Source organism: Tenacibaculum aestuarii, assembly GCF_964510395.1.
Lineage (GTDB): Bacteria > Bacteroidota > Bacteroidia > Flavobacteriales > Flavobacteriaceae > Polaribacter > Polaribacter aestuarii.
This window is the reverse complement of sequence record NZ_CAZEFY010000003.1, coordinates 1,057,043-1,068,796: the sequence shown is the minus strand read 5'-3', so window position 1 is coordinate 1,068,796 and position 11,754 is coordinate 1,057,043. Positions and strand designations below refer to the sequence as shown.

The 11,754-nt window shown below is 33.0% G+C and carries 11 protein-coding genes; 1 reads left to right on the top strand and 10 read right to left on the bottom strand.

The window, feature by feature from the left end; translation table 11 throughout:
• Nucleotides 1-13: 13 nt before the first annotated feature.
• Nucleotides 14-2,509 carry a zinc-dependent metalloprotease gene (locus ACKTSU_RS11150; protein WP_408036459.1) on the bottom strand — a complete coding sequence of 832 codons (2,496 nt, stop codon included), beginning with the start codon at nucleotides 2,507-2,509 and terminating at the stop codon, nucleotides 14-16.
• A gap of 188 nt (nucleotides 2,510-2,697) precedes the next feature.
• Here ACKTSU_RS11150 and ACKTSU_RS11145 point away from each other — a divergent pair, with 188 nt between their 5' ends.
• Entirely contained in the window at nucleotides 2,698-4,653 is a 1,956-nt protein-coding gene (locus ACKTSU_RS11145; protein ID WP_408036458.1) for a YgiQ family radical SAM protein, read from the top strand.
• Nucleotides 4,654-4,682: 29 nt separating this feature from the next.
• On the opposite strand, the gene ACKTSU_RS11140 is transcribed toward ACKTSU_RS11145, so the two are convergent.
• From ACKTSU_RS11140 to ACKTSU_RS11100, 9 genes are all read right to left on the bottom strand, one after another.
• Nucleotides 4,683-4,937: a hypothetical protein gene (locus ACKTSU_RS11140; RefSeq protein ID WP_274634808.1), complete on the bottom strand. Its 255-nt coding sequence runs from the start codon at nucleotides 4,935-4,937 to the stop codon at nucleotides 4,683-4,685.
• Between the two features lie 137 nt (nucleotides 4,938-5,074).
• A complete protein-coding gene (locus tag ACKTSU_RS11135; RefSeq protein WP_408036457.1) occupies nucleotides 5,075-6,547 on the bottom strand; it encodes a nicotinate phosphoribosyltransferase in 1,473 nt (490 codons plus the stop codon).
• A 5-nt stretch (nucleotides 6,548-6,552) separates the two neighbouring features.
• Nucleotides 6,553-7,383, bottom strand: a complete 831-nt coding sequence (gene prs / locus ACKTSU_RS11130; RefSeq protein ID WP_408036456.1) for a ribose-phosphate diphosphokinase — start codon at nucleotides 7,381-7,383, stop codon at nucleotides 6,553-6,555.
• A 65-nt stretch (nucleotides 7,384-7,448) separates the two neighbouring features.
• Nucleotides 7,449-8,138, bottom strand: a complete 690-nt coding sequence (locus ACKTSU_RS11125) for an NUDIX hydrolase (RefSeq protein ID WP_408036455.1) — start codon at nucleotides 8,136-8,138, stop codon at nucleotides 7,449-7,451.
• A gap of 40 nt (nucleotides 8,139-8,178) precedes the next feature.
• Nucleotides 8,179-8,556: a potassium channel family protein gene (locus ACKTSU_RS11120; protein WP_408036454.1), complete on the bottom strand. Its 378-nt coding sequence runs from the start codon at nucleotides 8,554-8,556 to the stop codon at nucleotides 8,179-8,181.
• Nucleotides 8,557-8,596: 40 nt separating this feature from the next.
• Nucleotides 8,597-9,136: a sigma-70 family RNA polymerase sigma factor gene (locus ACKTSU_RS11115; protein ID WP_408036453.1), complete on the bottom strand. Its 540-nt coding sequence runs from the start codon at nucleotides 9,134-9,136 to the stop codon at nucleotides 8,597-8,599.
• Between the two features lie 253 nt (nucleotides 9,137-9,389).
• Nucleotides 9,390-9,728, bottom strand: coding sequence for a DUF3703 domain-containing protein (locus ACKTSU_RS11110; protein WP_408036452.1), 339 nt, complete (start codon nucleotides 9,726-9,728; stop codon nucleotides 9,390-9,392).
• Nucleotides 9,729-9,779: 51 nt separating this feature from the next.
• Nucleotides 9,780-11,393, bottom strand: coding sequence for an amidohydrolase (locus tag ACKTSU_RS11105; protein WP_408036451.1), 1,614 nt, complete (start codon nucleotides 11,391-11,393; stop codon nucleotides 9,780-9,782).
• The gene (locus tag ACKTSU_RS11100; RefSeq protein WP_408036450.1) at nucleotides 11,393-11,752 is read right to left on the bottom strand and encodes a DoxX family protein; all 360 of its coding nucleotides are present in this window, start codon (nucleotides 11,750-11,752) and stop codon (nucleotides 11,393-11,395) included. The genes ACKTSU_RS11105 and ACKTSU_RS11100 overlap by 1 nt, the downstream gene beginning before the upstream one ends.
• Nucleotides 11,753-11,754: the final 2 nt, after the last annotated feature.

The following is an 11,754-nucleotide window of genomic DNA, read 5'->3' as shown; positions in this document are numbered from 1 at the left end:
TATTAAGAAGATGTTATTTGTTTGGCTCTAGAATATTGTCTATTCTATCAGCAGCATCTTGTAAATGATAACGAGTTATCGTGTTACGAGCAGAAGGAATACTTCGTTTAATATCTCTTTGTAAACGTTTTAATTCACCTCTAACTACAGGTTTAATATCTGATTGATTAATCGTAACAGCGGTTTGTTTAAAATAACCACGATCACTTCTTGGTGCTTTTTGATCTTTCGCTTTATTTAATAAAAAGTCTAATTGATCTAAATGCGCACGTTGTAAATTTCTACGGTAAGGATCAATGGTTTTGTTAGCGTATACTTCGCTCCAAATCCCTTTACGTAAATCACCCATCATTTCAATAAGAGAATAAGCTTTAGTTCCGTTTAAAGTTTCGTTCTCAATCATACGTGTTAACCTTCCAGTTTTTAAAACTCTATTTAAGGTTTGTACCTGCAAGCTTCTGATACGTTCAATAATTCCTGAATGTTGTGTCTTACTGATGATGTTTTCATCAATTAACCAAGTAGGAGTTTTAAATAATTCATTGTTTACAAATTGTAAAGCTCTTTTTTGATGCTCTTTTGGTACGTGTATATAAACAGCTCCATCTTGATCAGCAGTTTTAAAATATTCGTATACACCACCAATGTTAGAACTTACATGTCCCATATATCTATTGAACTGACCCACTACTTGTCCATACATAGTTTTTAAATCCTCATATGTTTCACCATCTTCAGTAGTCCATTCTTCTAAACGAGGTAAAATACGCTGTAAGTTTTTAATACCGTAAGCACTAGCTTTCATAGCATCGTCACCTAAATCTTCAGTTTGAGAACTAGGGTCAATGATATTACGAACTTGTTGGTGTCCAAATCTATACACAGGATCTCCAGCTTTTTCTTTAATCCATTGATTTAAGATTGTTTTTTCATCTTCAGCCGATTTTTCTAAGATTGGTCTGTATCCCCAACTAATAGAATATTTATCGTAAGGTCCAATATTAGGCATTAATGCAACACCCTTATCTTCTGGTTGTGCTATATAATTAAAACGAGCATAATCCATGATAGAAGGAGCAGTTCCGTTCTTTTTTGTGAATTCAGCAGAACGTAAAGAATCTACAGGATACGCAACAGAACTTCCCATGTTGTGAGGTAACCCTAATGTATGTCCAACTTCGTGAGAAGAAACAAAACGAATTAAGCGTCCCATAACTTCATCTTTAAATTGAGTACTTCTAGCATCTGGATTGATAGCTGCTGTTTGTACAAAAAACCAGTTGTGTAATAAAGTCATTACATTGTGATACCAGTTAATGTCTGATTCTAAAATTTCTCCTGAACGAGGATCACTAACGTGAGGTCCATTTGCGTTAGGAATAGGAGAAGCTAAGTAGCGAACTACAGAATAACGTACGTCTTCAGGACTCCAATCAGGATCTTCTTCTTTAGTAGGAGCATCTTTAGCGATGATGGCATTTTTAAATCCAGCAGCTTCAAAAGCAACTTGCCAATCTTCAATACCTTGTTTGATGTATTTACGCCATTTCTTTGGAGTAGCTCTGTCTATGTAGTATATAATTTGTTTCTTAGGTTCTACTAATTCACCTCTTTTAAATTTTTCTAAATCTTCGTCTTTTACTTCTAAACGCCATCTATCTAAATATGTAACCGATTTACTTTTTTGAACATCTAAACCGTAATCTGTTTGAGAACTAGTAAACCACCCAACACGCTCATCAAAATAACGTCTTTTCATAGGTGTTTTAGGAAGTAAAATCATAGAGTTACTTAATTCCATAGTAACAGAACCTACACTTGAATTTGAAGGAGGAGCTGCAGAAATATATGTTTTAACATTTCTAATTTCTATGTTTTGAGGGTAGCTGCTAATTCTATCGATGTAAGACCTAGTCTTATCCATTTTAGAAATTTTGTACTGCTTTCTACTTCTTTGAGGAAAACCGATTGCTTGTACATCTCCTTCAAAAAGAGGGCTAGCATCAATTACTGTAGCTGTAGAATCTTTACTAAATGCTTTAATAGGAAAAGCAAATAAAATAGGCTCAAAATTAGAGTTTACAACAGCTTCGTGAACAGGTAAAATAGTATCAGCAACAACATTGTGCGATACAACTTTTAATAAAACTTGTTTTTTGTTTTTTACCCAACGTAATACTTGTGTGTTTTGTTTACCACCACCAAATCCAATTCCGCTAGCGGTTTTGGCGATTCTGGTAACCATTAACATTTCACGATTTAATAACGAATCAGGAATTTCAAATAAAAAGTTAGCGTCTTTTGAGTGTACTTTGAATAATCCTTCGTCGGTTTTGTGTTCTTTGGTAACTACTTTTCCGTAAGGTTGAATGCCTCCTTTTTTAGGTTCTGCTTTTTTAGGAGCCTCTTTTTTAGTGTCTTTTTTCTTTTTTCTTTGAGCTTCAGCACTCAAAGAAATTCCAAAAGAGAAAATGATTACTAATAAGGTTGAGAGTAATCTGTTTGTCATTGTGTGTTATTTGATTGATAAAGAGCGAAATTTAGTGAAATTGCTCCCTATAGAATCTTAATTAAATGTTAAAGGAGAAAAGAGAGATAGGAAGGGCTTTATAAAATGAACCAAAATAAGAATTTTCTAGTGATGAGTTTGTATTGAAATATAAAAGTAATTGATAATTAACGTACCTTTGCAACGGCATGAGAATAAGACGAGTTTCAGATTGGTTACCTACTACAAATAAGGAGGTTAAGTTACGTGGATGGGATGAATTGGATGTAATTCTATTCAGTGGAGATGCATATGTAGATCATCCATCATTTGGACCTGCAGTAATTGGACGTATTTTAGAGAGTTATGGCTTGCGTGTGGCGATTGTTCCACAACCAAGCGTACACGATAATTTACAAGATTTTGAGAAGTTAGGTACACCAAGGTTATTTTTTGCGGTAACAGGTGGTTGTATGGATCCGATGGTTAGTAATTACACGGCTAGTAAACGTCGTCGTGATAAAGATGCTTATACGCCTAACGGAGATAAAGGATTCAGACCTGATTATGCAACTTCAGTATATTCTAAAATATTAAAAGAAAAGTTTCCAGATGTTCCTGTATTGATTGGAGGGATTGAAGCTTCGTTACGTCGTGTTACTCATTACGATTATTGGTCTGATAAATTATTACCAACGATTTTAGAAACTTCTAAAGCTGATATGTTGGTATACGGAATGGGAGAGCAACCACTAAGAGAAATTGTTGAGTTATTGCAAAAAGGTGTTCCGTTTTCGAGTTTAAAAACCATTAAGCAAACAGCTGTTTTGTTAGATGAAGGTGAAAAAGTTCCGAAGAATAAAAATTGGGATGATGTAGAAATCAGTTCACATGAAACTTGTTTGAAGGATAAAAAAGCCTACGCATCTAACTTTAAAGTGATAGAGCAGGAGTCGAATAAACTATATGCGCGTCGTATTTTTCAACAAGTAGGAAATAGAAAGTTGATGATCAATCCACCATTTCCTACCATGACGGAAGAAGAGATTGATGCGTCGTTCGATTTGCCATATACACGATTACCACATCCAAAATATAACAAGCGTGGACCTATTCCTGCGTTTGAAATGATTAAGTTTTCTATCAATATTCACCGTGGATGCTTTGGAGGATGTAGTTTCTGTACTATTTCTGCGCACCAAGGGAAGTTTATTGCTAGCCGAAGTCAAGAATCTGTATTAAAAGAAGTGGATCAAGTTGCGCAGATGGATGATTTTAAAGGGTATTTATCTGATATCGGAGGTCCTTCTGCAAATATGTATAAGATGAAAGGAAAAGTACAGGAGATTTGTGATAAGTGCGTTGCTCCATCATGTATTTCACCTGTAATTTGTAGTAATCTAGATACTTCACATAAGCCTTTAACAAAATTGTATCAGGCAGTTGATGCGCATCCAAAAGTGAAAAAATCATTTATTGGAAGTGGAATTCGACATGATATGTTAGTTCCTGAATTCAATAAGAATGCAGACCCTAAAGAATTGGACGCTTATACGGAAGAGGTGATGACTAAACACGTTTCTGGTCGATTGAAAGTTGCACCAGAGCATACGTCAGATCCTGTATTAAAGTTAATGCGTAAACCGTCATTTAAATATTTTCACTTATTTAAAGAACGTTTTGATCGCATCAATGTAAAAAAGAAATTAAAGCTTCAGTTAATACCATATTTTATTTCGAGTCACCCAGCTTGTGAGGCGGAAGATATGGCAAATTTGGCGGCAGAAACGAAAGATATGGGTTTCCAATTAGAGCAAGTTCAAGGATTTACGCCAACGCCTATGACGGTTGCTACGGTAATTTATTATAGCGGATATCATCCATATACATTAAAAGAAGTAAAAACTCCGAAAACAAGAAAAGAGAAGGAAGATCAGCACAAGTTTTTCTTTTGGTATAAAAAGGAGAATAAAGACTGGATTAAGAACACCTTAACTAAGGTTGGACGTACCGATTTATTGAAGAAGTTATTGCCAGAAGATACCTCTTGGCGTAAAAACAAGGCAGGAAAAGCCAAAAATACGTTTGACGATACGGTAACATATAAGAAGAGTGATAAACCTTCGAGAAGAAAAAACAAAGGTTTTAAAAAGAAGAGACGATAAAAGAAAAATCCGCTATATAGCGGATTTTTTTATGCTTCGTTTTCTAAACGGTTTCGTTTCATTTCAAAAGCTTCAGAGGCTTGTTTTATAATAGTTAAGGTATCAGAAGCTCTTACCATAACTTTTTCTAGTTCCTTATCAAGATCTTTAGATTGGATGTCAAATAATTGAACTTCTACCACACCGATTTTTTCGATTAAACTTTTTTGTGTGTTTTTAATGTCTTCCATTTTTATCAAAACGGCGTTCATCGTATCGAGTCTTTTTTGTTCTTGATCTGTCATAATTTTAATTTTTGATTCCTTTTAATATATGAAAAAATCAAGAGTTAAGCAAATTGAGTGTTTTGTAAGGGGTTGATTTTTAGTGTTATTGGTGAGTTTTAAATAAAAAAACAGGAGTTATATCCTGCTTTTATGTATTACTCAGAAAGTTCTAACACACTGTTTTTTACGCGAAGTCTTATTTCACTAAGTTTGTCATCTATCAATAACTTTCCGTCTCTAAAGACTTCTTTTAGCTCACCTTCTTGTTCTTCAGCCCAACTTACTTGATCATGTAAGTTGTATTCTCCGTCTTCTAAAGTAATTTTTAATAATCCTTTGGCAGATTTTTTGGTTCCATCATCGGTAATAGGATCTTTAAAAATTTCTCTTCCTTCCCCATCTACTTCTCCGTAAGTAGCTTTCATGGCAAATCCAAAGGTATCTCTGGTGTTGTATTGATAGGTAAAAGAACCAATTCCTAAGACTACGTTGGTAGAAGCAAATCCTTTTTGTTTCAAACGTTCACAAATTTGTGTGGCTCTTTCAAGGGTAATGCTATCGCCATAAATAGCTCCAATATGACTGTCTAATTCTTTATAGCCTTTTTCGTTAGTTGTTCCTCCAAAAACTTCCCAAAGCAGTTGTATAACTCCTTTTTGTTCTACTTCTGTCTTACCGTTAGGGTTTCCACAAATAATATCCACAGGATCACCGCTGTCAGGTCTAATCACTACTTTACCGTCTCTGGCTAAGACCTCTTCTTTTAAGTTTGGTAAATATTCGGTAAGTACTTTCCATAAATCCCAAGTATCAGAAACAATAGAAACGATACCGTTTGGATATACTTCAGTAATTAATCTCTTAAAAGTCTCTTCTTCACCACTATTGGTTCCCATACACATTACAGAGTGTTCAGTTGCCGCAACAGAACCGCCAATTAATTCGTTGTCAGAATTTGCATTGTAATATTTTTCTAAAAAGTCTACAGCAGGAATTGTGTCTGTACCAGTAAAACTTAATAGGTGACCAGCAGCACTCATTTCTGCAGCTTCTAAACCAGCCATTCCTCTCATAGAAAAGTCGTGTCCTTGCCAATCTACCATTTCAGGAACAGATGAGGTTTCTTGCGCATATTTATCTAATATTTTTCTGTATTGTTTTGCGATGGTTGCAGAATTACATGGTAACCAAACTGTAGTAGATAATAAGGTTTCAAAATAGTTGGTTAGCCAAAAGAATTCTGGTAAAGTATTATACATGGTAAACATTGGTACTCTAATTGGAACTTCAACACCTTCAGGCAATGCTTTAAAAGTCATAGGAATGTATCCTAAATCGTGTAATGCTGCAATATGTTCAATACCTACCGAGTTTTCACCCAAATAATTATTGATTCTTCTACTGTATTGTTTGCAAATTTCTTCTTTTAGTTTGTTAAAGAAGTTAGTTTGAAATTCTTCAATGATATATTTTTTGATGAAGTATTGTAGTCCGAAAAAAACTACTTTTTCAACTCCTTGAATTCTACTTTTTCTTGGTGTCCAGTTTGAATATACTAAAGTAGTGTTGTCAGGGTATTGTCTTCTGTGGTCTACTTTATAACCGTCTGTATATAGTAATGGATTCATAACTTTTAAATATTTATTTTTATTTGTATGCAATTTTTGTTTTCAATAGTTTTAAAACTATCTGTTGTGAAAATTTTAGTGAAATGTTTTTCAAGCTCACCAAAACCTTTACTAAATATTCCGTGACTTACTGCTAAGTACAAGTTTCCTGCATTTTTAGCTTTTAGCTCTTTAGCTAGTCCTAAAAAGGTACCTCCACCATCACAAATATCATCCACAATTAAACAATCTCTACCTTGTAAATCATTAGCATATACTTTAAAACCTGTTAGCTGACCAGTTTTTACGTTTCGGCTTTTAGAGCATTCAACAACTTCATAGTTTTGAAGATAAGCAGCAACTTTATATATCTTTTTTAAAGCACCACCATCAGGAGAAATTAATATCAAATCACCCGATAGCTGTTGTGTTACTTGTTCTATGAATTTGTGATTATCAATAACTTTACAATTGTTTAATAGGGCAGGAGTAACTTCCGAATGTGGATCGAAAATAGTTATAGATTCGTACTTCTGTGAATTTATAATATCAGCATATACTTTTATTGAAAGAGGTTCACCTGATACCATCAATCTATCTTGACGAGCGGCTGGAAAATAGGGAAGGACAACGTGTAACTTTTTAATTCCCATATTTTTTAATGCATTAGTAGCTAATAAAAGCGTACCGACATCATTAAAAGACTGAATGCGATGTGTAATGGTAACTTCTGGCACATTTTCAAGTTCAGAAATGATTTTAATATGCTGTTCCCCTCCTGAAAAAGTAAAGAAATTATAGCCTATATTGTTTTCTAATCCGTAGGGAGTAAAGTCTTTATCTAGGTTTAAAACCATATTGCGTAATTTTTACACAAATATAATGCGGTTTTTTAAAATAAAAAATGTTTTAGTGTTTTTTTTTACGCAAACTTAATTTCGAAGTGGAATCCTTTCTTTTCTAGTTCTTTATACTTTTTAGCATTAAACTTAAAAAGTTTTGCAGGTCTACCACTAGAAGTCTGGTGTATTTTGTTGGTTTCGGTAAGTATTCCAAAGCTCATAATTTTCTTTCTGAAATTACGTCTATCGATTTTTTGATTAAGGATTGTTTGATATAAGTTTTCTAAGTCTGAAAAAGGGAATTCTTGATTAAGTAGTTCGAATCCAATTGGTTGGTAGTTTATCTTACTTTGTAGTCTTTTTAAAGCAGTGGTTAAAATAAGATTATGATCGAATGCTAATTTTGGAAGTTTGTGAATCGGAAACCATTGTACTTCAGCGGCATCAGTATCAGCACTAATTTTAAAATGATTGGGACTTACCAAACCAAAATAGGTAACAGAAATAACTCTGTTTCTCGGGTCTCTTTTGGGAGTTCCGAATGTGTACAATTGTTCAAGATAATCAATAGTAACTCCTGTTTCTTCTAATAATTCTCTTTCAACTGCATGTTCTAGTGATTCGTTTTCTAAAACCAATCCACCAGGTAATGCCCAAGCTCCTTTAAAAGGTTCAATCCCTCTTTTTATTAATAAGACAGAAAGTTCTTTTTGTTGGTAACCAAAAACAACAGCATCTACAGCAATTTTTATATTTTGTGATATCTTCATTTAGTGTTGAATTTACACAAAATTACGAAAGTTTTAAAAATTACAGATTCTTATTTTTAAACTTGGATGTTAGTTTATTCAAATGTGTTTTTTGATTGTCTTTTTGTAATGTAAACTGCACAATTTTAGCGGTAAAGGCAACAAAAGTTCCAATAGATAGAAAAGTGTAAATAATCGTAAATATTTTACTAATGTTATGTGTGGGCACAAAATCTCCGTAACCTACCGTAGCCATAGTCATTACAGAAAAGTATAAAGAGTCTATAATCTCCCAATGCTCAATTCTGTGATAGAATATAGTGGAACTTGTTAATAGCAAAGAGAGAAAAAAGAATAAGTATCTAAACTCTGTGTCTTTTTTGATCCCTATAAAAACTAGTTTGCAAAAACGATAAAAGTTAATAAAGAACGAGATCATAGTTAAAAAAATAAGTTAGAACAAAGGTTGAATATATAACTTACTTACAAACTTTACAATCTTCTTTATCTTGAATTTCTCCCACCAATTTCCCTTCTTCGTTAAGTGAAAATCCACAACAATCCATAAAACCTTGAGCAATCAATTTACGAGCACGTTGAATTTGAGATTTCGTAGTAGGTAAATTTTGTTTTAAAGTATCAGCAACTTCTTGCTGTTTTAAACCTTTGATGTCTGATAAAAATAATGGATCTCTATATTTTTTTGGTAAATCTTGTATGATTGCACGGAGACAATCTTTTTCGGTATGTTCAAGCTCTTTTGCATCTGTTTGCGCTTCAAAATTTTCAAAATCAACTGTTTGATTGGTACTTTTAAAGTAATCCATCATCGTATTACGAGCAATAGAGAAAATCCAAGGTTTTAGTTTGGTAATATCTTTAAGAGTATGAAGTTTGGTATGAACTTTTACAAAGGTTTCTTGTAAGAGATCATCGGTCACAGTAGTATCTTTCACTTTACTTAAAATAAAGCGTTTTATATCATCAGCATATTTTGTCCAAACTTGTTGTGTAGTCATTATATAAATTTACGAAAAAAGTCACTCTGTGTAAAATGATAGTTGTTGTTGTCATTTTATTCAGAATGACAAAATATTAAAAAGTTGATTTAATTAACAGTTGCAATTGCTGCAGGTACAGTTTTCACATGTACAATTTGAACAGTCACCCGTTTTGCATCCCTCACAATTACAGGTACATTGATTGTTATTTTTCATGATTTATGTTTTAAGTTCATATAGTAGACTGAAAACAGCGCAAAAAGATGCATGATTATGAAAAATATTTTTGAAGCTCTTTTCTAACAGGAATAGGTTTAATTGCTGAAATATTTGAACCTCCTGTGTTTCCTACTGGAACCCAAATTATGGTAAATAAAATTGAAGCAATAATTCGAAAGAACTGCCCAATAATTTCTTTGATACTGTTTGTTTTTATTCCGTAAATCAACATCCAATAATGAGATAAAGTATGCCTATATACATGTTTTTGTCCCAATATATGAGCATTTTCTAAATGATAAAAAGAAACTCGGAAGCGATTGCTTTTAAGTGCCTTTTTAGCTAAGATTAATTGATTATAAAATTCTTGCTTTCGTTGTAGTCTTGTCATGATATATTGATTTTATATATCAGACTATATCAAGAAAATAAAGATGCATTTTTAATTCACTTTTTCTCCATTTACATAGGTTGCTATTACTTTTGTATTCGGAATTTCTTTTCCGTCAATAGTCATTATATCCTTATCAAGAAGGATAAAATCGGCTACTTTACCAACTTCGATGCTTCCCTTTTCGTTTTCCTCAAAATTAGCATAGGCATTCCAAATAGTCATTCCTTTTAAGGCATTTTCTCTAGATAAAGCATTTTCCATTTGGTAACCACTTTCGGGATATCCTTTTAAATCTTTTCTGATGGTTGCTGCGTAAAATGTATATAATGGACTAACATGTTCAATAGGAAAATCGGTTCCTAAAGCAACTTTTCCGTATTCTTTTAATAAGTCGTTAAAAGCGTAAGCTCCTTTTATTCTTTCTGAGCCAACACGGTCTTCTGCCCAATACATATCAGAAGTTGCATGCGTAGGTTGAATAGAAGGAAGAACATTTTTAAATAAATTGAAGTCATTCAGATCTACAATTTGAGCGTGTTCAATACGCCAACGTCTGTCTGTTTTATTTTTTAATACTTCGTTGTAGGTTTTTAACATTATGTAATTAGCGGAATCACCAATAGCATGGGTGTTCATTTGATAATCGGAAGCAGAAATTCTCTTCGCTACTTTTTGTAAGTTCTCATAGGAATTTACCAAAGCACCAAAATGTCCTTTTTTATCAGAATATTCATCCTTTAGAGCAGCACCTCGAGAACCTAGAGCGCCGTCAGAATAAACTTTTACTGAACGAACGTTTAATCTATCAGTTTTAATGATGCCTTTGTTGAGGTAGTAATCAAGGTTTTTTTGATTGTTTGAAATCATAGCGTATATACGCATTTTTAAATCCCCCGATTTTTGTAAACTATCAATTAACTCAATAACTTCTTTATCTAAACCAGCATCGTCAACGGTGGTTAATCCTAAATCAAAACATAATTTTTCAGCATCTTTTAAAGCTTGAATTTGCTCCTTTTTTGATGGTTTTGGGTTGTTAACAAAGTTCATAGCATTATCAATAAGCACCCCAGTTAGTTTACCGTCTTTTTTTATAAACTCTCCACCATCTACTTTAGAATCGGTAGTAATTCCAGCTAAATCAATAGCAGCTTGATTTACTAACATTGCATGACCATCAATTCTGCGAATGGCTACAGGCGTGTTTGGAAATATACTATCCAATTTTTCTTTGGTAGGAAATTCTTTTACTTCCCAATCGTTTTGATCCCAACCACGACCTGTGATATAAGTTGTGTTTTTCTTTTTTTGAAAATTTATTAAACGTTGTAGTACTTCGTCGTAACTTTCTGTTCCTACCAAGTCTACTTTTTGCTGCTGTAAACCTAATCCGTAAAAATGACAATGTGCATCAATAAAACCTGGATAAATAGCACTATTATTTGCATCAACAATGTTTAAAGAAGTGTATTTTTCTTGAATATCTTTATTGTTTCCTATGGCTATAAACTTTCCGTCTTTTATAGCAAAGCTTTCCGCTTTATCAAAAGCGGTATTTACGGTATAAGCATTTGCGTTGATGACTAACGTGTCTACTTTTTCTTTTGGTTTACAAGAAAATAGTAGGCTAAATGTTAGTAGTGGAAATAATACTTTTTTCATTAGTGTGTGTAAATTAAATAGGCGATATATAATAACAAAAGCTGAAGAGGAACTCTTATAATAGCAATTTTTTTAGACCCAATAGCTGGTTTTTCTCTAAAAACATCCCAAATATGAATAGGCAAAAAAAGCAACATTAATACAAACATTGCTAAGGCTGCTTGTTTGGTAGTTTGATTAATTAGTAATCCGATACCAATAGCCAACTCTAATAAACCAGCTATATAGTTTATAATTAATTTAGGAAGGAAATTAGGAATAAAGCGATTGAAAATCTTAGGTTTTACAATATGCATAATACCTGCAAAGGCGAAAAATATTCCGAAAATAATTCTTAATGCTATGATAAGAGTATCCATTA